Source organism: Roseibium sp. (assembly GCF_050301095.1).
Taxonomy (GTDB): domain Bacteria; phylum Pseudomonadota; class Alphaproteobacteria; order Rhizobiales; family Stappiaceae; genus Roseibium.
Map to the genome: position 1 here is coordinate 109565 of NZ_JBNKYW010000267.1, position 25304 is coordinate 134868.

Annotated in this window: 25 protein-coding genes; 6 read left to right on the plus strand and 19 right to left on the minus strand. The window is 60.5% G+C overall.

The features are described 5' to 3' along the window. Positions 1-95 precede the first annotated feature (95 nt). Together ACQY7U_RS23400 and ACQY7U_RS23405 are read right to left on the minus strand one after the other, a co-directional pair. Positions 96-1094, minus strand: a complete 999-nt coding sequence (locus tag ACQY7U_RS23400; RefSeq protein ID WP_428650097.1) for a hypothetical protein — start codon at positions 1092-1094, stop codon at positions 96-98. A 223-nt stretch (positions 1095-1317) separates the two neighbouring features. After that, entirely contained in the window at positions 1318-2481 is a 1164-nt protein-coding gene (locus ACQY7U_RS23405; RefSeq protein ID WP_428650099.1) for an EF-hand domain-containing protein, read from the minus strand. 232 nt (positions 2482-2713) lie between these two features. Here ACQY7U_RS23405 and ACQY7U_RS23410 point away from each other — a divergent pair, with 232 nt between their 5' ends. Continuing rightward, positions 2714-3442 carry a response regulator gene (locus tag ACQY7U_RS23410; RefSeq protein WP_428650102.1) on the plus strand — a complete coding sequence of 243 codons (729 nt, stop codon included), beginning with the start codon at positions 2714-2716 and terminating at the stop codon, positions 3440-3442. Further along, the gene (locus ACQY7U_RS23415; RefSeq protein ID WP_428650105.1) at positions 3439-4878 is read left to right on the plus strand and encodes an ATP-binding protein; all 1440 of its coding nucleotides are present in this window, start codon (positions 3439-3441) and stop codon (positions 4876-4878) included. Before ACQY7U_RS23410 ends, ACQY7U_RS23415 begins: the two co-directional genes overlap by 4 nt. A gap of 27 nt (positions 4879-4905) precedes the next feature. On the opposite strand, the gene ACQY7U_RS23420 is transcribed toward ACQY7U_RS23415, so the two are convergent. From ACQY7U_RS23420 to ACQY7U_RS23435, 4 genes are read right to left on the minus strand one after another with little or no spacing between them, the layout of a single operon-like run. Further along, on the minus strand, positions 4906-5328 hold the full coding sequence (locus ACQY7U_RS23420; protein ID WP_428650108.1) for a (R)-mandelonitrile lyase: 423 nt from the start codon (positions 5326-5328) through the stop codon (positions 4906-4908). Further along, a complete protein-coding gene (locus ACQY7U_RS23425) occupies positions 5325-6245 on the minus strand; it encodes a DMT family transporter (protein WP_428650111.1) in 921 nt (306 codons plus the stop codon). The genes ACQY7U_RS23420 and ACQY7U_RS23425 overlap by 4 nt, the downstream gene beginning before the upstream one ends. A gap of 17 nt (positions 6246-6262) precedes the next feature. After that, positions 6263-6607, minus strand: a complete 345-nt coding sequence (locus tag ACQY7U_RS23430; protein WP_428650113.1) for an antibiotic biosynthesis monooxygenase family protein — start codon at positions 6605-6607, stop codon at positions 6263-6265. Continuing rightward, the gene (locus ACQY7U_RS23435; protein WP_428650114.1) at positions 6604-6936 is read right to left on the minus strand and encodes an NIPSNAP family protein; all 333 of its coding nucleotides are present in this window, start codon (positions 6934-6936) and stop codon (positions 6604-6606) included. Before ACQY7U_RS23435 ends, ACQY7U_RS23430 begins: the two co-directional genes overlap by 4 nt. Positions 6937-7053: 117 nt before the next feature. On the opposite strand from ACQY7U_RS23435, the gene ACQY7U_RS23440 reads away from it, so the two are divergent. Beyond that, positions 7054-7743, plus strand: a complete 690-nt coding sequence (locus tag ACQY7U_RS23440; protein ID WP_428650117.1) for an ArsR/SmtB family transcription factor — start codon at positions 7054-7056, stop codon at positions 7741-7743. A gap of 259 nt (positions 7744-8002) precedes the next feature. Here the strand turns inward: ACQY7U_RS23440 and ACQY7U_RS23445 are convergent, their stop codons facing one another. The 7 genes from ACQY7U_RS23445 to ACQY7U_RS23475 form a co-directional block, all read right to left on the minus strand. Continuing rightward, a complete protein-coding gene (locus ACQY7U_RS23445) occupies positions 8003-8146 on the minus strand; it encodes a hypothetical protein (protein ID WP_428650119.1) in 144 nt (47 codons plus the stop codon). Between the two features lie 216 nt (positions 8147-8362). Then, complete coding sequence (gene metH / locus ACQY7U_RS23450) at positions 8363-12091, minus strand: methionine synthase (protein ID WP_428650121.1); 3729 nt, start codon at positions 12089-12091, stop codon at positions 8363-8365. 82 nt (positions 12092-12173) lie between these two features. Next, on the minus strand, positions 12174-12455 hold the full coding sequence (locus ACQY7U_RS23455) for a hypothetical protein (RefSeq protein ID WP_428650124.1): 282 nt from the start codon (positions 12453-12455) through the stop codon (positions 12174-12176). A 96-nt stretch (positions 12456-12551) separates the two neighbouring features. After that, entirely contained in the window at positions 12552-13463 is a 912-nt protein-coding gene (gene metF / locus ACQY7U_RS23460) for a methylenetetrahydrofolate reductase [NAD(P)H] (protein WP_428650126.1), read from the minus strand. Between the two features lies 1 nt (position 13464). Beyond that, on the minus strand, positions 13465-14475 hold the full coding sequence (locus ACQY7U_RS23465; protein ID WP_428650128.1) for an ArsR/SmtB family transcription factor: 1011 nt from the start codon (positions 14473-14475) through the stop codon (positions 13465-13467). A 212-nt stretch (positions 14476-14687) separates the two neighbouring features. Then, positions 14688-15101, minus strand: a complete 414-nt coding sequence (locus ACQY7U_RS23470; protein ID WP_428650131.1) for a hypothetical protein — start codon at positions 15099-15101, stop codon at positions 14688-14690. A 63-nt stretch (positions 15102-15164) separates the two neighbouring features. Further along, positions 15165-15836, minus strand: a complete 672-nt coding sequence (locus ACQY7U_RS23475; protein WP_428650134.1) for a GntR family transcriptional regulator — start codon at positions 15834-15836, stop codon at positions 15165-15167. 133 nt (positions 15837-15969) lie between these two features. Here ACQY7U_RS23475 and ACQY7U_RS23480 point away from each other — a divergent pair, with 133 nt between their 5' ends. Both ACQY7U_RS23480 and ACQY7U_RS23485 read left to right on the plus strand, forming a co-directional pair. After that, a complete protein-coding gene (locus ACQY7U_RS23480; RefSeq protein ID WP_428650137.1) occupies positions 15970-16668 on the plus strand; it encodes an aspartate/glutamate racemase family protein in 699 nt (232 codons plus the stop codon). Between the two features lie 22 nt (positions 16669-16690). Next, on the plus strand, positions 16691-18070 hold the full coding sequence (locus ACQY7U_RS23485; protein WP_428650140.1) for an NCS1 family transporter: 1380 nt from the start codon (positions 16691-16693) through the stop codon (positions 18068-18070). A 117-nt stretch (positions 18071-18187) separates the two neighbouring features. Here the strand turns inward: ACQY7U_RS23485 and ACQY7U_RS23490 are convergent, their stop codons facing one another. From ACQY7U_RS23490 to ACQY7U_RS23515, 6 genes are all read right to left on the minus strand, one after another. Next, complete coding sequence (locus tag ACQY7U_RS23490; protein WP_428650142.1) at positions 18188-19057, minus strand: hypothetical protein; 870 nt, start codon at positions 19055-19057, stop codon at positions 18188-18190. A 13-nt stretch (positions 19058-19070) separates the two neighbouring features. Beyond that, the gene (locus tag ACQY7U_RS23495) at positions 19071-20120 is read right to left on the minus strand and encodes a hypothetical protein (protein ID WP_428650144.1); all 1050 of its coding nucleotides are present in this window, start codon (positions 20118-20120) and stop codon (positions 19071-19073) included. A gap of 126 nt (positions 20121-20246) precedes the next feature. Further along, positions 20247-20813 carry a hypothetical protein gene (locus ACQY7U_RS23500; protein WP_428650146.1) on the minus strand — a complete coding sequence of 189 codons (567 nt, stop codon included), beginning with the start codon at positions 20811-20813 and terminating at the stop codon, positions 20247-20249. Between the two features lie 85 nt (positions 20814-20898). Continuing rightward, entirely contained in the window at positions 20899-23115 is a 2217-nt protein-coding gene (locus ACQY7U_RS23505; protein ID WP_428650149.1) for a mechanosensitive ion channel family protein, read from the minus strand. 328 nt (positions 23116-23443) lie between these two features. After that, on the minus strand, positions 23444-24529 hold the full coding sequence (locus tag ACQY7U_RS23510; RefSeq protein ID WP_428650151.1) for a DUF2336 domain-containing protein: 1086 nt from the start codon (positions 24527-24529) through the stop codon (positions 23444-23446). 107 nt (positions 24530-24636) lie between these two features. Further along, a complete protein-coding gene (locus ACQY7U_RS23515; protein ID WP_428650154.1) occupies positions 24637-24816 on the minus strand; it encodes a hypothetical protein in 180 nt (59 codons plus the stop codon). Positions 24817-25050: 234 nt separating this feature from the next. Here ACQY7U_RS23515 and ACQY7U_RS23520 point away from each other — a divergent pair, with 234 nt between their 5' ends. After that, positions 25051-25269 (plus strand): hypothetical protein, encoded by a 219-nt coding sequence (locus ACQY7U_RS23520; RefSeq protein WP_428650156.1) that lies wholly within the window; start codon positions 25051-25053, stop codon positions 25267-25269. Positions 25270-25304 lie beyond the last annotated feature (35 nt).

Sequence of the window (25304 nt, forward strand, 5' to 3'; positions counted from 1 at the left end):
ATGACGATTCAACGGGGCATGCGAAAAGCTGCAGACTTGTACTGACAATCGCCGGCGGATTACCGTTGGCTGGACCGGATGGACGGAGGTTCCCGTCAGCCGATCTTTTCCATCAGTGGCTGAAGCGCGGGATGGATGTTCGGGCTTTCCTCGCGGATGAAACGAAGCAGTGCCTTTTCGTTTTCGTGAAGAATGCCGTCTCGGCCGATCCGGTTCACCAGCCAGCTGGCTTCGTCTTCCGTCACCACCTCATTGGCGGCAATTTCAGCGGCCATGGCCGCTCCCCGTTCGGCAAACGGATCCCGTTCCTCATAAACATCGCGCACCCCACCGATACCACCGCTGAACATCTTCCTGAAGAAGCCGCCAAGCCCACCGTCAAAGCCACCCGGCTGGTTCAGCCAGTCCTCGCGGGCAAGCGCCACGTCGCGGGAAGGCGGTGTGAAACCGGACATCGCCATCAGGTAGTTCGCAACCGCCTTGGCAAACAGCTCCGACCAGGAAGGGGCGTTTTCAGCTTCGACGGTCGCATCGTTCAGATCGAACAGGACTTCCGCCTCGTCTTTGGAAATCGCGATACCGCGGCTGCCGGAGCCTGCATAGAGGACCCTGCGAAGCAGCTCGACTTCGCCGTCTGCGATGACGCAGGGTTTCAACTCTGCGCCGGACCGGGTTGCGCCTTCACCGGAAATAACCGAATTCGCGACAGCACGAAGCGCGAAATGCTGCAGACGTTCCGGAGCCTGTTTCGCTTTTTCCAGAACATGCAGGACTGCATCGAGTTCGGTGCGGGTACAGATGTGACCGTCGGCGGTCACCTGCTCGATAAGCCAGTCGGCGTTTTCCTCCGATACATAGCCTTCCGGAACAGCCTGGTGGACCAGAATGTCACCGATCGCTTCGGGGAACAGTTCGTACCAGGTGTCCGCATAGTTCAAGTCGGCGTTGTTCAGCCGGAAAAGCGCTGCCCCCTCCTCGAGGGAAACCGCCATGTCGCCATAAATGTAACGGCGCAGAGTGATGACGTCGTCTTCAGTGACACGACCGTCAACGATCTTCGCGGACACAAAATCTTTCAATCCCGGTTTGGCCATAACAGTCCCCTCACAATTACCATGGCGACTATTGCCGGAAAATCTTGAGATTCCTGTAACGGCAGTTTCTCCGGTTGTATCGGCAAAAATCCGTTGCCGCGCCATGCTACAGACGCAAAAAGGGAGCCGTAGCGGGCACGGCTCCCTTTCTCTATCCGGCCCAAACTGTGGGTCAGGACCGGAAATCTGCTTCAACTGTCACTTCATATGCATCGGCAGACCATCAACCGCGGTGATGCTTGCCCCAGCCCTTGTGTTTCCAGCCACGTTTTCCGTGTTTGAAATCGGCCTCGGTGATGACTCCATCCCGGTTGCGGTCGGCGTGGTCCATCATCCGGTCCATGTGCTTTTCGGCTTCTTCCGCGGTTATGCCAAGGCTGCCATCGGCGTCGGCACGCTGGAACATATGAACGATGCGGCTTTCATTGACCGCCAGCCAAAGGGGGCCGAAGTCCGCCAGCGTGAAGGAGCCGCTGCCGTCGGTGTCGGCCAGGGCGAACAACTCGGTCCGCCTGGCGTCGAATTCCTCGCGCGTCACTTTGCCGTCAGCGTCTGTATCGAACATTTCAAGGAACATCCGTCCGTGGCCACCCCGGCCGGGGTGCATTCCATGCGGCCCGTGCTCGCCGCGTTCCGCGTGTTGCCAACCGCGCGGACCATGGCCACCACGTTCACCCCGCTGGCCACCACGCGGTCCCCGGTCGTTATCGTCATTACCGTGCCCCCGACCCATCATGCCACGCGGTCCCCGGTCATCGTCGTCGTCGCCCTGGCGCATCATACCGCGCGGTCCACGGTCATCGTCGTCGTCGCCGTGGCGCATCATACCGCGCGGTCCACGCTCGTCGTCACTGCCCTGGCCCATCATGCCGCGCGGACCGCGAACACGCTCAACCGTACCGTTGCCGTCCCGGTCCAGACGGTTGAACATCCGGTTCGCGGCAAAGTCGGCTTCCTCGGCGGTCACGGTTCCGTCGCCGTCCCGGTCAAGAAACTGAAAGGCGCGAACCATTCGGTCGTTGGAGCGGGTCAGGAATTCGGCCTTGAACTCCTCCAGGCTGATCTCGCCGTTGCCGTCCTTGTCGGTCTCAGAAAAATGGGTTGTCCGGACCTCGTCCATTTCCGCTTCGGTGATCACACCGTCTTCATTGACGTCGAAACGTTCAAAAAGGCGCTCCGCGTGACGGCCGCCACCTGGTCCGAAGCCTGGGCCAAAACCCGGTCCGCCCATTTGCGCGACCTGAAAGCCCGGTTTCTGTTGAACTTGTTGCCCCCCGTCCCCGTTTGCAGGCCCGTCCTGGGCCGAGGCGGTGAGGCCGGCCGTCAGCGCGGTTCCCGCGACGCCGGCAGCCAGGGCGGCAATTGCAATTGTCTTGAACGGTTTCATTCCAACAACTCCTTGGTTCGTTGATGAGATGAAGGTAGGTGGCAATTGTCGCAGGAATACCAGTGGCCAGCGCCGGAATTGTCACTGTGTGTCCCGCTGGGCCTTGCCGACACACTTTGTTACAAGTTCCGTTCGCGCCGGTTGCTCTCCGGTACTATTTTTGTAAACGAAACAGAATGTTCCCGGCTGTTACAGGCGATGCGAGTCCCGGCCGGCAAGAGTGGAGACTGGCGTGAGCGATCCGAGCCCGCACATCCTGGTGGTGGATGACCACCGCGACATCCGCGAGACCCTCGCCCGCTACCTCGTCAAGAACGGCCTGCGCGCGACGACGGCGGAAAGCGCCGCCCATGCCCGCAAGGCCCTGAAGGCGGCGTCCGTCGATCTCGTCGTGCTGGACATCATGATGCCCGGCGAGGACGGTCTGTCGCTCTGCCGCCATCTTGTGGAAACAGACTCCCTGCCCGTCATCCTCCTGACAGCCATGGCAGATGACACCGACCGGGTGATCGGCCTGGAAATCGGCGCGGACGACTATGTCACCAAGCCGTTCAATCCGCGCGAGCTGCTGGCCCGTATCCGCGCGGTCCTGCGCCGCACGTCGCAGGTGCCGAAGGAGCGTGACCCGATTGAGCAGGACATGCTGCATTTCGACGGCTGGACGCTGAATGTATCCCGGCGCGATCTGACTGATCCGGACGGGACCGCCGTCGCCCTTTCCAGCGGCGAGTTTCAGCTGCTGTGCGCCTTTCTGAAGCGGCCGAACATGGTGCTGAACCGGGATCAGTTGCTGGACCTGACCACCGGACGGACGCCTGCCGTCTTCGACCGGTCCATCGACAACCAGGTCTCGCGCCTGCGCCGTAAGATCGAAGCGGACCCGAAAGATCCGAAGATGATCAAGACGGTCTGGGGCGGCGGCTACATGTTTACCGCCGATGTGAAAGATCAGGCCGAATGAAGCTTGCCGACCGCACCCGAGCCGTTCTTGGCCGCCTCTGGCCGCAATCGCTGGCCTCGCAGCTTATCCTGCTGCTGCTGGCGGCCATCATCGCGGCGCAGGCCTTCAGCATCTGGATTTTTCACGACGAACGTCGCATCGCGCTGGTCGCCGTTGCCCGCGACAATCTTCTGCAGCGCGCGGTGTCGGTGGCCGGTCTTCTGGAGGACACGCCCCCTCCCCTGCAAACCCGTATTCTGGAAGCCAGCAGCAGCCGCTTCGCGGTCTTCTGGCTGGGAACCACGCCGCTGGCGCCCGAACCGGGAGAATCGCGATTCGAACGCCGTCTGCAGGGTTTTCTCAACGACCGCCTCGGGGGTGGCAAAAAAGCCCATCTAAACCTTCACTCGGACGAAAGACGGGGTCCGCGCGAGTGGTCCGAACACCATGACGACGACAGGCACTGGCATTCCGTCCCAAGGGATGAACGGCCCAGGAACCTGCGCAAGATCCTGAACCGGGCGGAAGATCTCTCCCTGTCGATCCCAATGTCCGACGGGCGCTGGCTGAACGTCGCCACCAGTTACCGCCCGCCCCCCGGCGCGTTTCTGCCGCTGCTGGTGCAACTGGCACTGACCGCGCTGGCGGCAGCGGCCATTATCGCGCTTGCCGTCCGCCGGGTGACACGCCCTTTGAAAAACCTCGCCGTTTCCGCCGAAAAACTGGGTCGGGGCGAGGATCTTGAACCGCTCCAGCCCAGCGGTCCCAGGGAAGTGCGGGCACTGACGACCGCCTTCAACGAGATGCAGAATCGGCTGACCCGCTTCGTGCGCGACCGCACCCGCATGCTGGCCGCCATCAGTCACGACCTCAGAACGCCGATCACATCGCTACGGCTGCGCGCCGAGTTTATCGAAGATGATGAAAACCGCGAGAAGATGATCGAGACGCTTGAGGAAATGGCGGCCATGACAGAGGCCGCCCTGCGCTTTGCCCGCGACGAATCTCAGGCGGAACGGGCCGAAAACGCCGATCTCGGCGCGATCCTGGAGGCAATTGCGAGCGATCAGCAGGACATGGGGAACGACTGTTCGCTGCAGCTCGATGAAAAGATCGTGTTGCCCTGCCGTCCGGTGGCGCTCAAGCGCGCCTTCAGAAACCTCGTCGAAAACGCAATTCGTTATGGCGATTCAGTTTCCATATCCGCCGCCCTTTCCGCCGGCGAGGTCGCCATCCGGATCCGCGACAAGGGACCGGGCATTCCCGAGGATCGCCTGAAGGACGTTTTCGAACCTTTTGTTCGGCTGGAGGAATCCCGAAACGAGGAGACGGGCGGCATCGGTTTGGGGTTGGCGATCACCCGCTCCATCATCCACGCTCACGGCGGCACGATCACGCTGAAGAACCTGCCCGATCATGGCCTCGAAGCGGAAGTCCGCCTGCCGGTCGGCGGTTGAACGCTCCGCAGGTTTTCCGGCCCCGGTTCACCGCCGGGATTGCAGCTTCCCGGCATAGGTCGCCTCATCCACCGGCTCCAGCCAGTCTGCAACCGAACCGTTCAGCGCTTCCTGGATGGCCAGATGAACGAGCGCGGTGTCCGGTCCCGCCCCGTGCCAATGCTTTACGCCCGGCGGGATCCAGACGACATCGCCGGGAAGGATCGAAAGTTTGTCCTGCCCCCACACATGCACAAAACCCGCACCGTCCAGAACCTGCAGGGTCTGGCCGAGCGGGTGCGTATGCCAGTGGGTTCTCGCTCCCGGCTCGAAGGTGACCTTGAGCGCCCGGACACGGGCCGGCGGAGGTGCCTCGATCACGGGTTCCTGCCAGACCGTGCCGGAGAAATAGTCCGGATTGGCGCGCCTCGAGGGCCGGGACCCTGCCTCATAGACGGTCAGAACGCTCATGACCTCTCCTCGCTTGTTCGAACACTTGCTTGCGGCTTGCGTGCCTGTGGCCAGTTGATCAGAACCACCCCGAAAATGGCAAGGCAAATCCCGGCAAAAGTTTCAAGGTCCAGCCGTTCCGACAGGAATACCACACCGAGAAACACGCCGACGCCGGAGCGGAGGTATGCCTGGCTTGCCGTTCCGAGGGCTCCGAGCGTTGTCAGCAGCCGGAAGTAGATCAGGAAGGCCAGCGCCGTACAGACGATCCCGAGCACCACCGCGGCCCCAAGTCCTCCAAGGCTTGGAGAAAGGGTCCAGGGCCGGTCGGCGATCAGGCTCAGGGGCACCAGCACGAGGCTGGCACAGATGAGTGTTCCGGTGGCTGTCACGATCGGCGGGTATTCGGTCAGGTGGCGTCCCCTGAGAGCGGCAATTCCATAGAGCGCCGCACTGAAAAAGACCGCGAGCTGAGGCACCAGGTTCCGGCCGATATCCTGAAGAGCTCCGACGCCGACGATCAGCACGATCCCTGCAAACCCGGCAAGCGCCCCCGCCAGCTGCCGCGGGCCGGGACGCTCACCGCTGCCCAGAAACACCGTCGAGATAACGAAAACCCAGAGCGGCGAGGTGGAATTGAGTACGCTGGAAACCGCTGTCCCTGCGTATTGCTGCCCCCAGGCCAGCAGCAGCCAGGGGCCGGTGCTGTTGACGAGTGACTGGATGAAGAACAGCCGCCAGCTGTGGCCGTCCTTTGGCAAGGAAATGCCCCGCAGCCCCAGGACCGCCAGAAGCACGGCGGAGGCCGATGCAACCCGGATCGCAATCAGCGTTGCGGGCGGAATGGTCGGCAGCGCCAGGCCGATCCACATGTAGGAGGAGCCCCACAGGAAAGCGAGGCAGCCCAGGAGCGCGAATTCGAATGTCCGGTTTTGCATAAAAATCAGATCGCGCCCTATCCGTGCAGCTCACGGCTGTCGTCCGGAGCCTCATCCCGTTCGTCCATGCCGTAGTCCCGCATCACATGGGCGACCCGCAGGCGGTAGTCCTTGAAATAGCTGCCCCGCCCCGCCTTTTGGGCCTTGCGGTGCTGTGTCAGCCGGCGCCATTCGTTCAGGGCGTCCTCGTCGCGGAAGAAGGAAAGGGACAGCAGCTTTTCCGGATTGGTGATGCTCTGGAAACGCTCGACGGAAATGAAGCCGTCGATCTGTTCGACCAAAGGCCGCATTTCCGCGGCCATGTCGAGATAGTTCTGCTTCTTGTCCGCATGCGGAATGACTTCGAAAATCACGGCAATCATCTGACACTTTCTCCCATGGCATGCGGTGCGGAGGCCAGTTTCAGGAAGGTGCGGTCTTCCCGCAAGATGAATTTCTCAGATTGGGCGAAAGTATAGTTCTCCTGCCCGATGGGATCGGCGGCGAGCCGCGCGCGGTAAGCTTCGTATGCGGCCAGGTTTTCGATGGAATAAACCCCATAGGCAAGGGTCGTGGAGCCTTCATGTGGTGCGAAATAACCGATCAGATCCGCTCCGCAGCGGGGAATCGCCCGCCCCCAGTTGCGTGCATATTGTTCGAAGGCCGCGCGTTTTGTCGGGTCGATGTGGTATCGGATGAAACAGGTAATCATGTCTGGTCCTTGTCAACTGTCTGTCAGTAGCCTTGCGGCCTTCTCTGTGCCATGCTCCGCGACAACAATGCTTCGATGCAGATCGAACCATGGAAGTTACCTGATGGAAGATACCCAATGAAAGACGGGCCAGACATTGCGCGGATCGGATCGCTGATCGGCGACCCGGCCCGTGCCAACATCCTGAGTGCGCTCCTGAGCGGCAAGGCATTGACGGCGAGCGAACTGGCAACCGAGGCGGGCATTACCGGTCCGACAGCCAGTTCACATCTGAAAAAGCTCATGGAAGGCGGATTGCTGGCCCAGGCCAAGCAGGGCCGTCACCGCTATTTCACGCTCGCCGGTCCGGAGGTAGGCGCGGTGCTGGAAGCCCTCATGGGTCTCGCCGCCCGCAAGGGTCACCTGCGCACGCGCACAGGCCCCAGGGATCCGCAAATGCGGGCCGCCCGTGTCTGCTATGACCATCTGGCCGGTGACATGGCGGTCAGGATCTTTGACAGCCTGCAAGCTCGCGGTTTTCTGACGGTCTCCTCGGACAAGGGCGGTCTTGCCCTGACAGGAGAAGGCATCGAATTCGTCACCGGGATCGGCATCGACCTGGAAGCCCTTTCGTCGAGCCGCCGTCCGCTATGCCGCCCCTGTCTCGACTGGAGCGAGCGGCGCAACCATCTGGCCGGCGGCCTTGGCGCCGCGCTGCTTGACAGCTTCATGGAACGGAACTGGCTCCGGCGGGAAAAGGACAGCCGGATCGTGCATATCTCGCCCATGGGGGAAGCCGAACTGAAGAAGCTTTTCCCCGCCGCTTGAAGCCGATTTGCCTTGTCCCGACATCATCATCCTTCGAGACGGGCCATTGGCCCTCCTCAGGATGAGGGTATTCGCGAAGGCGGGTTCCTGTGCGGCCGGAGTTCACCAGCTCAGGGGGCGGTCCCACAAGAGGGACAAACGCAAAAAACCCGGCCGAAGCCGGGTTTTGTAGTGAAGTGGGTAGACGTTAGGGGCATTCCGCACGTCTATTTGAAGGTATCTGCTTTTTGTTGGGGCCGTATCGGGCTTGGCCCGGATTTCAGAAAGCGCGATTGCGTTCCTGAAGGCTCGGGAAAGCTTCCCTGAAGCTGCGGTACAGCCTTGCGGGGAGCCAGGGAAGCCGGTCCCGGTTGTAGTCCTGGCGGTGCCTGACGAGAAAAATCCTTGCCGTGTGCACAGTCATTCGAATTCTCCTTTGGCGAGAGAGAAACTTCAGCGCCTCGCTCCTTATGATTGAAGGATAGCGCACATTGTGCACTTTTCAAGAGCGCACTGGGTGCATATCGCAAATTTAATCTCATTCTTCCGGGTTTGGTTAATGCGTGCAAAAATAAAGGGCCTCCCGCCATGACAAGGCGGGAGGCCCTTTGTTCCGGAACGTCCGAAGACGAAGCCTGGTTTATTCGGCCGCTTCCATCCGGGCCGGATCGTAGTTCAGGATCGGGGCGAGCCAGCGTTCGGCATAGGCCAGATCCCAGCCCTTGCGGACGGCGTAATCCGCCACCTGGTCCTTTTCGATCTTGCCGACGCCAAAATAGTGGCTGTCCGCATGACCGAAATAAAGCCCGGAGACCGAAGACCCCGGCAGCATCGCCCGGCTTTCGGTGAGTTGAATGCCGGTCAGGCGCTCCGCGTCCAGAAGCCGGAACAGCGTATCCTTTTCCGTGTGGTCCGGCTGGGCCGGATAGCCGGGCGCCGGCCGGATGCCCTGATAGCTTTCGGAGATCAGGTCTTCGACCGACAGCGTTTCGTCGGCGGCATAGCCCCACAGGTCCTTGCGTACGATCTGATGCAGCTTTTCGGCAAAGGCCTCCGCCAGCCGGTCGGCCAGGGCCTGGGACAGGATCTTGTTGTAATCGTCCCCTTCCCGCGCATAACGAGCGGCCAGCTCGTTCTCGCCATGGCCCGAGGTCACGGCAAATCCGCCGATCCAGTCGCTGAGGCCGCTTTCCAGCGGCGCCACGAAATCGCTGAGGGCAACATTGGCGCGGCCACCGGTGGTCCTTGCCATTTGCTGGCGCAGCGTATGGAACGTGCCGAGCGTTTCGCTCCGGCCTTCATCCGTGAAGAGCCGGATGTCGTCGCCGACGGCATTGGCCGGCCAGAGCGCGGCAACGCCGCGCGCGGTCAGGAGCTTTTTCTCCACGATCTCGTCGAGCATACGCCGCGCGTCGTCGTAGAGCGCCTTGGCCGCCGGGCCGTAACGGTTGTCCGTCAGGACCTGCGGATACCGGCCCTTGATCTCCCAGGTGGCGAAGAACGGCGTCCAGTCGATCACCGGCACCAGCTCTTCCAGCGGGAAGTCATCGAAGACGGTCCGTCCCGGCTTTTTCGGCGCAACCGGCGGGTGACCCGAAAAATCGCACTTGAAGGCGTTCTGACGGGCCGCAGCAATCGGCGTGCGCTGCTGGCTGCCCCGGCTTGCCGCATGTTTTTCTGCAATATCGGCATACTCGGAGCGGACTTCGGCAAAATAGGGCGTGCGGCCGCCTTCGCTCATCAGCTTGGAAGCCACACCGACCGCCCGGCCGGCATCGGTGACATAGATCGCCTGCCCGCGTTCGTAGTTCGGGTGGATCTTGACCGCCGTGTGGATCTTGGACGTGGTTGCCCCGCCGATCAGCAAGGGCACATCCAGGCCCTCACGCTCCAGTTCGGCAGCGACATGGCACATTTCATCGAGCGACGGCGTGATCAGGCCGGAAAGCCCGATCATGTCCACCTTTTCTTGCTTGGCCGTTTCCAGGATCTTGGCGGCAGGCACCATCACGCCGAGGTCGATCACCTCGAAGTTGTTGCACTGAAGCACGACGCCGACGATGTTCTTGCCGATGTCGTGCACATCGCCCTTCACCGTCGCCATCAGGATCTTGCCGGCCGACGACTGGCCGGTGAGGCCTTGCTCTTCCTTTTCCTTCTCCATGAAGGGCATCAGATAGGCGACGGCCTTCTTCATGACGCGGGCGGACTTCACCACCTGCGGCAGGAACATCTGGCCGGAGCCGAAGAGATCGCCGACAACATTCATGCCGTCCATCAGCGGACCTTCGATCACGTGCAGTGGTCGGTCGAAGGCCTGACGGGCTTCCTCCGTATCCTCGACGACATAATCGTCGATGCCGTGGACGAGCGCATGCTCCAGCCGCTTGGCGACACCCCAGGTACGCCAGGTGAGATCGGCTTCCCGTTTCTTTCCGCCCTCGCCTTTCCAGCGTTCGGAGGCTTCCAGCATGCGGTCCGTCGCATCGTCGCGGCGGTTCAGCACAACGTCCTCGCAAAGCTCGCGCAGTTCCGTGTCGAGATCGTGATAGACGGCGAGCTGACCGGCGTTGACGATGCCCATGTCCATGCCGCGCTGGATGGCGTGATAGAGGAACACCGAGTGCATCGCCTCGCGCACGGCCTCGTTGCCGCGGAAGGAGAACGACAGGTTCGATACCCCGCCGGAAACATGGGCGTGCGGCAGGTTTTCGCGGATCCAGCCCGTCGCCTCAATGAAGTCGACACCGTAGTTGTTGTGTTCCTCGATGCCGGTCGCGACCGCAAAGATGTTCGGATCGAAGATGATGTCTTCCGGCGGGAAGCCCACCTTCTCGGTCAGAATCTTGTAAGAGCGCGCGCAAATTTCGGTCTTGCGCTCGAAAGTGTCCGCCTGCCCCTTTTCGTCGAACGCCATGACCACGACCGCCGCGCCGTAGCGGCGCACGAGCCTGGCATGCTTGATGAACTCTTCCTCGCCTTCCTTCATCGAAATGGAGTTCACCACGCCCTTGCCCTGGATACACTTGAGGCCGGCCTCGATGACGGTCCACTTGGAACTGTCGATCATCACCGGAACCCTGGCGATATCCGGCTCGGCAGCCACAAGGTTGAGGAAGGTGACCATGGCCTCTTCGGAATCCAGAAGGCCTTCGTCCATGTTGATGTCGATGATCTGGGCACCGTTTTCCACCTGCTGGCGGGCGACGTCCAGTGCGGTGCCGTAATCGCCTTCCTTGATCAGCTTGCGGAAACGGGCCGAACCGGTGACGTTGGTACGCTCGCCGACGTTGACGAAGTTGGTTTCCCTGGTGATCACAAACGGCTCAAGCCCGGACAAACGCATATGCGTTTCGATCACCGGGATCTCGCGCGGTTTCTTGTCCGCAACAGCTTCGGCAATCGCCCGGATATGAGCAGGCGTCGTGCCGCAGCAGCCGCCGACCATGTTCACCAGTCCGGCGGAGGCAAATTCCTCGATGAGGCCCGCCATATGTTCCGGGCTCTCGTCATATTCCCCGAATTCGTTCGGCAGGCCCGCGTTCGGGTAGGCGCACACAAGCGTGTCGGCAACCCGGCCGAGCTCGTCGACATGGGCGCGCATTTCCTTGGCGCCAAGGGCGCAATTGAGGCCGATGGTGAGCGGATTGGTGTGGCGGACGGAATTCCAGAAGGCTTCCGGCGTCTGGCCGGAAAGGGTGCGGCCCGAGAGATCGGTGATTGTCCCGGAGATCATCACGGGAAGGATCTTGCCGGTTTCCTCGAACACTTCGTCGATGGCAAACAGCGCCGCCTTGGCGTTGAGGGTGTCGAAGATGGTCTCGACCAGCAGAATATCGGCGCCACCCACGATCAGTCCGCGCGCCGCTTCCGCGTAGGAGATCCTCAGATCGTCAAAGGAAACAGCGCGGTAGCCGGGATTGTTCACGTCGGGGGAAATCGACGCGGTCCGGTTGGTCGGGCCGAGGGCGCCGGCCACGAAGCGCGGGCGGGACGGATCTTCGGCCGTGACCAGATCGCAGGCCTCTCGGGCGAGCTTCGCACTTTCGAAGTTCAGCTCATAGGCCAGTTCCTCCATGCCGTAATCGGCCTGGGCAATGGTGGTGGAGGAGAAGGTGTTGGTCTCGATAATGTCGGCGCCTGCCTTCAGGTAGTCGACATGGATCTTCCGGATGGCGTCCGGCTGGGTCAGGCTAAGGAGGTCGTTGTTGCCCTTGACGTCACGCGGCCAATCGGCGAACCGCGCCCCGCGATAGGCGGCCTCATCCAGCCTGAGCAGCTGGATCTCTGTACCCATGGCCCCGTCGAGCACGAGGATGCGGGTCTTGGCGAGGTCGCGAAGGCGCTCGAAAGCGTCTGACTTGATCACGGGAGGGTCCTTCCGGAAATGTCTTTTGTGGTTGAGCAGGCTGACGCCGGTGCAAATTCGTTTGGTTCGGAACAGGGGTGTCTCAGCTTTCGGAGCCGGCGATCTCGTCGAAGGCATCCCATACCTTGATGCGCTCGCTATCCGCGTCGCCGCTGCTGCTGAAATCGCCATCCCGCGCCTGATAGACGGTGAGAAGGCCGAGGATCTCTATTGCCGAGCTGCCCTGGATTTCGTGTTCGTCGTTCTGCGCGACGAGCACGATCCTGCCCTCGCCCCTGTCGATGGCACGCAGGTTGAAACCCAGTTGCCTTAACAGGGAATGCGCGGCCGAGACCACGTTGTTGGTCGTGCTGATACTTGCCATGTCTAACACCCTTCCTTTTCTTCCGGGTGAAACCGTTGCCGAGGCCAGGCGTCATCGGCCGGGCAGCTCGGCAACAGACTTCATCCAATCACCCGGTCAGGCAGCCAGATCTTCCGGCTGGGGCCGGCCCATGCCGAGCATGTGGCAGATGGCATAGGTCAGGTCCGCACGGTTCATGGTGTAGAAGTGGAAATCGTTGATCCCACGGTCCACCAGATCCATGACCTGTTCGCAGGCGATCGAGACACCGACCAGTTTGCGCGTTTCCGGATCGTTTGTCAGGCCCGCGAAGCGCCGGGCGAGCCACTGCGGGATCGATGTGCCGCATTTGGCCGAAAACACCATCGTCTGTTCGAAATTGTGGATCGGCAGGATGCCGGGAATGACCGGGATATTGATCCCGGCAGCAGCGATCCGGTCCAGGTAGTCATCGAACAGGTCGTTGTCGAAGAAGTACTGGGTGATGATCCGGTCCGCGCCCGCGTCCACTTTGCGTTTCAGGTTGTCGATCTCGCTCTGCCAGCTTCCGCTTTCCGGATGCTTTTCCGGATAGCCGGAAACGGAAATGTCGAAATTGGCGATGTTCTTCACACCCGCCACAAGGTCGGAGGCATAGGCATAGCCGTTTTCATGCGGCACGTAGCGCGAACCGATGCCGGTGAGCGGATCACCGCGCAGCGCCACCAGATGGCGCACGCCCAGATCCCAGTAGTCTTTCACGATCGCATCGACTTCATCCGTGGACGCCCCGACGCAGGTCAGATGCGCAGCCGGAGCCAGATCGGTTTCCTTCAGGATCCGTTCAACGGTCCTGTGCGTCCGCTCGCGGGTCGACCCGCCCGCGCCATAGGTCACTGAGACCATGGAGGGGCTCAAAGGCTCCAGGCGCTGCACGGTGTTCCAGAGCGTTTCCGCCATCTTGTCGGATTTCGGCGGGAAGAACTCGAAAGAGGCCGTGATCGGCGAGGAAGCGGCGGAATGGGACCGGCGGGAGGAATTGGCAGTCATGTCAGGCGACCTCTCGGGACGTGTCGCGTGCCGGCAGATCGGTAACAATCCGGCGGTCACGGGCAAGCCACAGCGTAACGGTTAGGTTGTTGTCGGTGTCTTCGGACGGAACCAGGTCGGTGACCTGTTCCAGATCGAGATCAAGAGCTTCCAGCCAGCGTTCCATCTGGTCATGGGAAAATCCGAGCCGGCGGTGCGCATGCTTGTCGCGCAGGAATTCCAGCTCATGCGGAGCAAAGTCGATCACCAGCAGGCGTCCGCCGGGGCGCAGCGCCCGGGCGGCTTCCGCCAATGCGCGGGCCGGTTCTTCCAGGAAGTGCAGCACCTGGTGAATGGCGACCAAATCGAAGGAGCGCGGTGGCACATTGAGCGCATAGACGTCGCCATGACGGACCTGCGCATTGGCAAGACCGGACTTGGCAAGGTTGGCGCGGGCGACCGCGAGCATGTCGTGCGAGGCATCGATGCCGAGCGCGGAAGTGTACTGGCTTGCGAAGACCTCCAGAAGCCTGCCGGTTCCCGTTCCAAGGTCAAGGAAGGAATGGAACGGTTTGCCCCCCAGCGCCTTGCGCATGGCCGCTTCGACATCCTCTTCGGACACATGCAGCGACCGCTCCTGGTCCCATGTCAGAGCGCGGGCGGCGAAATAGGCGGCAGCTTCTTCAGCCTTGGCCTTGCGGATCGCCCGGAAGCGCTCCTGATCGGCCGCCAGGACCGGATCGTCCTTCGAGATGCGGTCGACAAGCGCGCGGGCAAGTTCCCCTTCCGGACCGTCGGCCAGACGATAGTAGACCCAGGAACCTTCCGGAAACCTCTGGATGAGATCAGCTTCGGCAAGGAGTTTCAGATGGCGGGAAATGCGCGGCTGGCTCTGGCCCAGAATGGCCGTCGCATCCTTCACCGTCAGCTCGCTCTCAGCCAGCAGGGCAATCAGCCGCAGACGGGTCGCCTCGCCAACCGCCCTGAGGGCGGCAAGGGTTTCGTCAACGGAAAGGATCGGTTCGTCTGTCATGCGCTCAACCATCGATGTCGATATAAAGATATCTTTATATGGTTTCGCAGCCATTGGCAAGAGCGGAGTTCAAATCCGACACGGATTTGTCCGGATACGCCGCTCTTGTACAGAGCAGGCGGTTTGTTGGAATGAATTTGGCAGAGCCCATCGAGCGGCAGAGAAGCAGAAACGGGCTTGAAACTTTGCCTTTGGAAACGTCGACAGGGTGATTACCTGATCAACGGCCGATACCGCTTGCGTGAAAATCTGGTTCCGATCACCAGTCCCGGTATCGCGAGATAGCCCAGCGATACGAGCATGACCAGGAACTTGAAAACCAAATCCCGCGTGTCGCACGAATAACCGCCAGCGATATCCTGAAAACAAGTTTTCGGGACATATGGCGTTGTCAGCGTCAGCACAATGCTGACCGTCAACCAGAACACGACGGCGGCAGCGCGGCCGCCAACGAAAAATTTGCGTGTTGCGGCAATCGCGCCCCCAATCACCGACAAGACCGCAATGCCCCAGGACAAAAGCGTCGACATAACGTCACCAAGCATCAGCTTGTGCTTGAGCGTGAAATCCTTCGGCCAGTGATATTCATGAAAGAGCCAGGCCCAAAGTACAGAGGCAGGCTGCATCCGCCTCAGATTACACCAGCACCCTCGCGACCTTCCGATGCAGACAACGGGCTGCGCAAGGCCTCACGCCAGAAGCTGGTTCCGCAAGTTGGAGACAGGCTCTTTTCTGGTCTTGAAGCTGATGCCTGCCTCAATGTGCCTGAGATGCTCGTCCATGCGCTGCACCAGAAGCTCGGCATCGCCGGCCTCGAGCGTGTCGACAATCACTGCATGTTCGTCTTCGGCGCAGCTCTTGTTCTGATCCTTCGAATAGAGACTGATGATCAGCGTTGTCCGCATCGTGAGCTCCCGAAGAAACTCCTCCAACACGGAATTTCCGGCAATGCGGGCAATCTTCAGATGAAATTCGCGAGACAGGCGCAGCGCAAGCGGCTGGTTGCCGTCGGCATGGGCTCGGTGTTCTTCCGCAACATCCCGGCGCAGCTCTTCGATATCAGCCGGTTTTACGTTGAGGGCAGCCTGACGGGCGATAGTGCGCTCAAGCGCCCGCCGCGCCTGGAACACATCCTTCGCCTCCTTGGGTGTCGGCGAGCTGACAAAGGCACCGCGGTTCGGGCGCAGTTCCACGATCCGTAGCGCGGCAAGAGTTGCCAGGGCCCGGCGCACGTTCGCCCGGTTGCAGGAGAAGACTTCACTCAGCTCCTGCTCCCCAAGCTTGGCACCTGGCGGAAGGCGCTGCTCCGACACCGCGCTGACAATAGCGGACACGATCGTCTGCTCCGGCGAGTCGCTCATCAAAACCTCCACGTGCCGCTCAGATCCAACCTGATCTAGTGAAGTCATAAGATGTTGACAATCCTCGGAAAAAAATTTCCTTTATTTTGTAAACAAAGTTTGTTAACAATTTTTGATGACAAGGAGGAGCAAAATGGAAATCCTGATCGTTAATCCGAACTCTACGGAATCGATGACGCGCAAGATCGTCGCGACCGCAGAAAGGGTTGCCAGCACCGGTGTCGTCATCTCGGGCGCAACCGCGAGCGGAGCTCCGGCGAGCATCGAAGGCCATTTCGACGAGGCAATGAGCCTGCCTGGACTGTTGTCTTGCGTCCGGGAAGCGGAGGAAAAGGGGGTCGACGGCATCGTTGTCGCGTGTTTCGACGATCCCGGCATTGGCGCTTGCCGCGAGACGGCGACCGGACCGGTTCTCGGCATATGCGAAGCTGCGGTGAAGGCCGCCAGCATGCTGGCAACGTCCTTTTCCGTGGTGACAACCCTGCCGCGCTCGGTGCCCGTGATCGAGCGCCTGATCCACGGCTACGGCCTGTCGCATCAATGCCGGCGCGTTCGCTCCGCGGAAATCCCGGTCCTCGCGCTGGAGGAGCCCGGATCAAACGCACGCGCAAGGATTCTGGCTGAAGTCCAGCGCGCCATCGATGAAGACCATTGCGAAGCGGTGGTGCTCGGCTGCGCCGGCATGGCGGATCTCACCGAGTGGCTCAGCCAGGAGACCGGGGTTCCGGTCATCGACGGCGTAAGTGTCGCCACACGCATGATCGAGGCCCTCGTCGGCAGCGGCCTGAAGACCAGCAAGATCAATGCATACGCATTCCCCAACGTGAAGTAGACTTAAGCTCTGGGAGGAGAAAATGACAGAGTCCCACACCCTGACCGACATGGCGGCAATCCCGCACGATGACCATGTCACCCATATTGAGGAGAAGGCGATCGGGGAGGAAAGCCTTGCTCCGCAGGAAACGCGGATCATGGACCCGTGGTCCTATCTGTTCGCCTGGCTTGGCGGCTGCGTATCGATCGGCACATTCACGATCGGGTCCGGCCTCGTCGGTACCCTCAACCTGCTGCAGACATTCGTTGCCATCGCCATTGGCTGTACCGTTATCGGCATCGCACTGATGATCAACGGGCAGGCCGGCCACAAATACGGCATTCCCTTCATGGTCCAGGCGCGTTCCGCGTTCGGATTCACAGGAACAAGAATTCCCGCGCTGGTGCGTTCGGTGCCTGCGATCGTCTGGTTCGGATTTCAGAGCTGGATCGGTGCCGGAGCCTTGAATCTCGTCTCCGCAACCCTGTTCGGTTACGACAACATGGTCGTCTTCTTTATCGGCTTCCAGTTGCTTCAGATCGGCCTGTCCGTGCTCGGGTTCCACGGCATCAAATGGCTGGAGAACATCGGCTCGGTCTTCATCATCGGTTCGCTGGTCTACATGTTCTTCAGCGTCATCAACAAATACGGCGCGGAGATCACGGCCAACCTTGTTGACGTCGAAGGCACCTGGGGTGCCCCGTTCTGGGGAGCAACCATGCTCTTTCTCGGCATCTACAGCACAATGATGCTCAATGTGTCCGACTATTCACGCGAATTGCGTCGCAATGTCGGGCCGCTGCGTCAGGTGGCGATCTATGCAAACTCCATCCTGCCCGCAACGCTGTTCATGGGACTGATCGGCCTGATGGTTTCAGGCGCCACCGGAGAAGTGGATCCGATCAAGGTGTTCTCAAGCGCGGTGGACAACAAGCCGCTTCTGGTCATCACCCTGCTGTTCATCGCCTTTGCGCAGGTCACGACCAACATCCTGAACAATGTCGTCCCGCCCGCCTATGCCCTGATGGACGTCTTCAAGATCAAGTTCCGGACTTCGGCGGTGATCGTGGGTCTCCTGGCATTCGCGACCTTCCCCTGGGAACTGGTGAAGGACGAATCCGCGGCCGGTCTGAATCTCTTCATCCAGACCTACTCCGCCTTCCTCGGCCCGATCTTCGCAATCCTCGTCGTCGACTATTTCATCCTGCGCAAGCAGGAGCTCGATCTCGACAAGCTTTACGATCCGGACGGACCGTACAAGGGCATCAACTGGGCCGCTGTCATCGCAATGGGCATCGGCGTTGCCGCAGCCCTCACCTTCTCGGCCGTGTCCTGGTACGCCAGCCTCTTGCCTGCAGGTGTCGCCTACTTCCTGCTGATGAAACTGCTGCCTGACGCAAAAAGGTTCCTGGAAAACTAAGCAACCGGAAAACCCTGGAGCCCGCATCACTGCGGGCTCTTTTGCGTCTGCCCCGGATGCCTGCAGCGGGACGAACTCATCCGGGCGGGACTGACGAACGGTCAGTAGCGGAGGTGCTCAGCCTTCCGCCGTTTCCATTGCCAGCATGTGATCGAACCGCCCGTCCCTCACACAGGCGGGCAGGCCACTTAGCGGGACAAGCTCCGTTCCCTGCAGTTCCCGCTCGTAGAGCCGGGCGATGTCGCTGGTGTCGACCGTCTGGCCGTGCACCACCGAATCCAGCTTGGTCCTGAAAGCTTCAAGACCGCCCATGGAAGAAAAGTGCCAGCCGGCATCGGGGATGATCTTCACCGGCCGGCTGATCCCGGAAAGGTTGTTGTTGCGGATTCTCAGGAACGGCTGTGTCAGGAAGTCCGGAATGTAGGACTTCTTGGTCATCCTGGCCTTGGTGCGGCGCAGCTGCTGCGGTGTCGTGAAATACTTCTTCTCGATCATCCGCGAGCCCAGCAGCCAGGTCTTGCCCGGCACGACGCGGTTGAGATGATGCTTGTGAAGGCTTTGTTCGAAGACCAGCATCCTGCCCCTGTAGAGCCGTTCCTTCAGCACCTTTTCAAGAACGCTTGAGCGCACGATTTCGTCGACGTCCGACAGGAGGACCAGGTCGTCGCCATCAAGCCCCTCCAGTGCCCGTGCAATGCAGTTGCGCTGGTAGTTCTCCCGTTCCCAGTCCTTCTTGCGCCGATTCTTGTAGACGCCCAGCGCCGGCGGCAGTTCTTCCGGAAAGGCAATCTGCAGATCGATGATCTTGTCCGCCCAAGGGGCGAACCGTTCCCGGTTCTCGTCGAAATAGTAGGGCTTGGGCCCGCCTCTCTGGGTCTGGTTGGCCTCCACCAGAACGAAGCGGTCCACATGATCGCCCATTTCCCGCAGTCGGATTTCCAGGAGATCGAATTCCTTGTGAAAGACAAAGCAGTCGTAAAGCTTCATGTCGTCCTGATCCTCATAGGCTCTTCCAGAGCCGGAATTTCGCCCGCATCGCTTTTTCCTGCAAAAACCGCTTTGCCTTGAACAACTCCGACAACTGCAGCCCGTCAGTCGAATAGGTGCCGGACAGGAACACCTCCTCGAACCGCTTCATGACCGGCTCGGGCCGGTAGCAGGCAACGGATGCCCGCGCCAGATCGCTGTCTGCCACCGAAGGCGCATAGCCCGTCAGCAACCGGACCAGCTCGCGCCGGGTGCGGTAGATCCATTCCCTTTTCGGGCTCATGGCCACGTGGTTCTGGTCCATGCCGCCCGCCCAGCTGAACACCGGTTTCCCGAACATCAGGAATTCCGCAATCGCGAGACCGAAGCTCTCACCTATCTTTTTCGCGTTGAGCCCGGCGTCGCAGCTTGCGATGAAGCGCGCCTTGTCTTGCGGGGCAACGACCGGCGGCAGAAACAGGGCGCGCGGATGGTCGATGAATTTTTCCGTGTTCACGAACAGGAAATGGAGGTTCGACCTTTTCGTCAGCGCTTCACCGACTGCTTCATGGGCGAATTCGAGGTTGAACTGGTCGTAGCCGCCGTAGCGGCCGACGACGAACGCATCACCGGGAATGCCCAACTCCTGCCGGAATGATCCGGCCGCCTCCGGCAGGTCCACGATATGCGGCACCGCCGGGGCCTTGCCCCCTGTCATCCAGCCGGCCAGCCAGTCCGACACATAGGCATAGACATCGCCGTGAGGCTCGAAGTGCCGGAACACGGCGTGAATGCCCGTGCGGTCGGCCGCAATACTGGTCGGCCGGACACGCCCGTCCCGGATGTAGTAACAGAAATCGAGCTTCAGCGGGGCGCTGACGGCAAGGCCGCCTGCTGAGGGCGGCACGGGAACCAGAGTGAGGTTCTGCCTGAACTTGTCGACAACCGCGGGTACGCTGCTGGCCTCACTGTAGAAGACAAAAACCTCGTGGCCGAGTAACGCCTGCGCGCCGAGCGCATAGTCGTAAAGCGCGACACTCATGCCGCGCTCGTTGATGGCCCCAGCCTCAAATCCGATCCGCATCCGCTACCCGTTCCGATTGATCGGCAGGAGCGATATCGGATTTCCGGCAGCAGGTCCATGGTCCGCAACCGGATTTTTGGGCCGATTACTGACTGTCGGCAGAGCCGGCCAACCCGGCCGCACGCCTCATTGAAACGAAAACGGTATCTTCACCCTGGCCGAACCGCCGCCGATCTGGTCGTTCACCGTCAGGTCGAGCACATAGTCGCCGGCTGGTGCACCATTCACACGGAGTGTCAGGTTGGCCATATATTCGGTGTTCGGAACATGGCTCTTGAAATCGAAACGGCCGAATTCCTTTTGTCCCGCCAGAACCGTGCCGTCTGGCGACGACAGGTCGAAATCGACGGTGAGCAGGGACCTGAAAAGCCCGTTCTCCTGCTTCCAGTCGAAGCCGACCGGCTCAAGGTAGACCAGCAACGGCTCGCCGATGGCAAACACGCTGTCGGCGCGTGCCGTGTAGATGCCATAACCGTCAGCCGGTGCGGTCACGAAAACGGCGGTCGGAATGGCAAGCGGAGCTTCTTTCCAGGTTTGAAACAGTGCCTCACGCATCAGTTTGATCGCAAGACCGCCGTCTTTCTTGCCCAGGGCCGCCTCAGCCTGCTGCGCCTTGTCCTGCATCGGACCGGCGAGCGCCACACCCGGCAGTCCTGTCAACAGGCTGGCCCCAACAACGAACGTCTTCAGCATCGGTTCCTCCCTTGCCGCGTCGGAACAACGCATGCTCGCCGCTGTTCCGGAGACCCAGGGAGGTTACTGTAGCAGCAACGGCCGGTCAGATCTGCTCTTCCGGACCGCCGCCGTTGCCATCCATATCGTCAAATGCTCCCGCGGAAGCAGCCGCCCCGGCCGCTGCCTGCGCCACCGCAGGAGAAATCCCCCCGTTCTCGTCTTCGGCACCGGCAACCCGGACAGTCACCTGGCGATGGGCGAACCTGATGCCGTTTTTCTCGAACAGATCCCTGAGCCCGGCATAGACCACCTTGCGCAACTCGAACTGCTTGCCCGGCTTGGTGGTGAACTTGACCCGGGCGATCATGGCCGAGTCTTCCATCGACATGATGCCCTGCGACTTCAGCGGCGCCAGGAACATCGGACCGTAATATTCGTCTTCCAAAAGCTCCTTGCCGAAGTTCTTGATGAGTTTGCGCATCTTTTCCACGTCCGTGTCGTAAGTGACGCGGAAGGCAAGTTTCATCACTGCCCAGTCACGGGAGAAATTCTCCACGTGCTGGATCTCCCCGAAGGGCACAGTCGTCAGGGCACCGCGATGGTGGCGCAGCTGCATCGACCGGATCGAGATTTTCTCCACGACCCCTTTGGCACTGCCGATGTCGATGTATTCGCCTTTCCGGAAGGCATCGTCGATCAGGTAGAACGCGCCGGAAAAGATGTCCCGGATCAGCGTTTGCGCGCCGAAGCCGACCGCAAGGCCGACCACGCCGGCTCCGGCGAAGAGCGGGGCGATGTTCACGCCCAGCTCGGACAGAACCACCATGGATGCGATCACTACAATGGTGATCAGCAGGAAGTTCCGGAAGATCGGCAGCAACGTCGCAATCCGGCTCTCGCCCGTTCCGCCGACCTCGGCTTCCTCGTCCTTTTCCGCAGGCGCCTCGCGGGCGATCTGACGGTCGATGACGATCTTCACTGCGTCGTAGGCCATATAGGCAAGGAACAGGACCAGGAAGATATCGGCGAAGGAACCGGCAAGCGAACTGCGGCCCAATGAAATGCCCCACAACGATGCCAGAACCCCGAGGGAGGCAAAGACGACCAGGATCGCTGCGCCGCGATCCAGCAGATCCCGGAAGGGGGACCGTCTTGCTTCCCGTTCTGCGGCCTCCGCATGCGCCTGCGCCATTGCGCTTTCCGGGTCTTCCTCGCTGCCTTCACGCTCTTCCGCCCGGCGTATGTCTTCCGCGATCCTGGTCTTGGAATCCTCCGTGTCGATGCGCGGCAGCAACAGTTTGTCGATAATCAGAATGAGCACGCCATAAGCGACCGCCGCCATCAGCAGAACCTGAAGCGGGGCGCCCACCAGTCCGGTCGCATCGGGAAGGTCCAGCAGGATCCGGACCGAGGAAATGGCCCAGGCGAACACGAAGTAGACAATCGCAATGAAGTGCCAAAGGCTTGCCAGCACGAGGCGCCATGAGGATGCGTTCTCGCCTTTTTTGCCGCGGATCAGACGGGCAACGGTCTTGCGGAAGGCAATGGCGATGGCGATCAGGATCAGCATGCCGATCGCGGAGGCGGCGATAAGCGCAATCTTGTGCGCCTTGTCCGACAGTCCGAGGCGCTCCATCCACAGGCAGAAACCGATCGCCGTCAGAGAGATGCCGCCTCCGAGGAGCAGCGCACGGTAAAGGCTGCGGGCTTCCTGTGTCTGAAGCGCGACCAACCGGTGGCTTTCCGCGTCGGGGGCAAGCACGTTGAGCCAGATGATCCGCAGAACGAGAAATACGGAAATGACGCTCAACACCACAAGCGCGGTCTGACTGGCCGCCTGCAATCCGGTATCGACAGAAAGATAAACCAGTGCCGAGAAGATGGCGAATGCCGCCACACCGGCGAGCATCAGGAACGCGCGCGAGAAAAGATAGATGATCTTGTCGGCCCGGGTGTCGGCATCGGGCCGGAACAGGGCCGCGAACTGATGGCGCCCCCAACGTTGAAGCAACGACATCGCCGCCAGCCCTGCCACGACCGCCAGCGCAATATTGACCAGCGCGGCCGGCATCCAGCCTAGGCCTTCATCCTCGCCGTGCATCTTCAGGACGGAAAGCACGGTCTCGTGGATGGTCGGAATTTCCCTGACGATCGACTTGAAGGTGTCGCGGGCTTTCAGTGCGTCCAGAAAGAAGGCGTCGAGCGTTTCCACCGCTTCCGCCTCGTCGTCGCCTTGTTCCGGGTCGGTGTCTTCCGCGGATTGACTGCTCCCCTGCTGCTCGGCTGCGGTTTCTCCCCCATCCCCACCGAAGGAAAACAAACCCGAAATTCCCTGAGCCTGGACCGGGGATGTCATTTCGAGCGATGAAAAGGAAAATGCGAAGGCAACTGCAACTACTATGAATACCGCCCGGGCGTGTCCCCCCCCCGGCAAGAGACGGCAAAAAATGTTTTGCGAAAAGCTCATATCTGCCCCACCGCTGTCGCGACAAATCTCCGCGCATGTCTTAAGCATGGATCGGGCGAGATGGAAAGAAGCAGCGGTTTGCGGTCCGGAAACTGCGATCGCTCCGGCTGATTTCAGCTCAACGCAAAAAGACCCGGCCTTGAAGCCGGGTCAACTTGTTAATCTGGACAGAGGCTGCACCTCAGTTCACGGCGGTGTTGTTCCAGTGGGCCATCTTGCGCCGGGCTTCGGCGACGGTCATGCGCTCGAAAAGGCTCATCGCATCACTGCGGGTTTCCGGTGTAAGTCGATGGCGCCAGGGGCCGATGGCCAGCAGAGAGCCGACGGTGATTGAGGTCAGGCCGGATGCCTTTGCCAGAACCACGAAGGGTTCGGGGTCCGGGCGCACCATCCAATGGCTGACTTCTTCCACACCGCAGCGGACCAGCCAGGCGAAGGTGGCGACCGCCTCGGCAAATCTGTCCTCCGAGGCAAAGCGGCGCAACGCGGCTTCATTGACCATGCCCCGCTTGGCGAGAAGCAGCACGCGGCTGCGCGCTGTCTCGAAATCATAGCGGCCGAGCCAGTACTGATTCGACATGCGCTGAGCCGCGATATCCGCAGCCTCGACGACGCGTTCAGCTTCCTGTTTCTGACCCGCCGCAAGGAGCTTTTTTCGCACTTCCTCGCTGGCGACCGCGACAAGGCTGGCAATTTGCGTTTCCGCCAGGTCGGAACGGTCACTCAAGAAGAGCTGCAGGGTCGCATCCGAGGCAGCATCGCTGATCAGCGTGGAGACCGATGCTTCGGAAAGCTTGGCGCCGTCATTGCCGGCAACCTTTCGCTTGACCTTGAGGTCGCCGCGCTTGACCAGAACATCCGTCACTTCCTCGGAAAGCACTTCCCTCTGCGCAATCGCAAATCGATGCGCGTTTCCGTGTTTCTCGGCAAGCCTGGTCAGGTCCGCATCGCGCAGGACAGTGGATCGGAGAAGGATCGGCTCGGCAACCTCGATGTCATCATCCGCAAGACGGCGGATGGTTTCCTCCGGTCCCCGGCGCAGGCTCGACATCTGCTCGGCCACATATCTGCGCACTTCCGCCTCGACCATGTCGACGAGACGCAGCAGAACCGAGTCGTAGATATCGACCTGTTCGTCCGAGCAGCGATCGGAAGTCAGAGCGAACAACGTTGCAACATGACGCGCCAGCTCAGCCTTCCGGGCATTTCCGGCTTCGCCGTTCAGCTCCGAGAAGTTCACCAGTTCTGTTTTCAACGCTTCTGTCATATTCGATACCAGCTCTCAATTTGTGCCGATCCGGCAGTGCTAGCGAGAATGGACCGCAGAATTAAAGAAGAGCGAAACGCGTTTTTTCAGAATGTATTCGTCTTTTTCTAAAACTTGCCGACAATTGTATTTAATTGCCCAAAAATCACCACAAGGCACTGAAAACAATAATTTATTTCAGAAAGAGCCTTTTCCGGCAGGTCGCCTTCCGCTCCGGAAATTTCGGACAAATTTCCCAAAAAAGTTTTCCACCGGACGCCATGCCCAGCCCCGTCATCAATCGTCATTCCGGCAGATTCCGGTGATTGGAAAATGGCCGAATTTGATGACTTTTCATCGGCAAGGCGAGTGGGAGGATTGCGTTTCCCGTTATTTGTGTCCTTCGCTCATTGCCGCTAAGTGCAAGAAACATCAAGCAAACAGCCATATTCCAGATAAAAAAATAATTCTCTTTCTATATTGAACTCCGTCTCTTTTTCCCCAAATAAAGAAAGCGGATTATTTTTTTATTGGAGAATGTCATGTCCCATCAGGTGATTCCCCTGCCCTCCCGTCACACGCCCGCACCGCAAAAACCGAAACTCTTCGCCGCCATCTACACGGTCCTGGCTGCGTGGAAGCGCCACGGAAGCCTGAAGCAGCTGCCGCACTGCCTCCTATGCGATGTTCTGGCGGACAATGGCCTGAGAGCTCGTGAACAGCAGCGCCGCCATCGCTATATCAGCGGCTCCCCCTGCTGAAGCAAAGTCTTTTGGTGAAAGAAAAACCGGCGCGA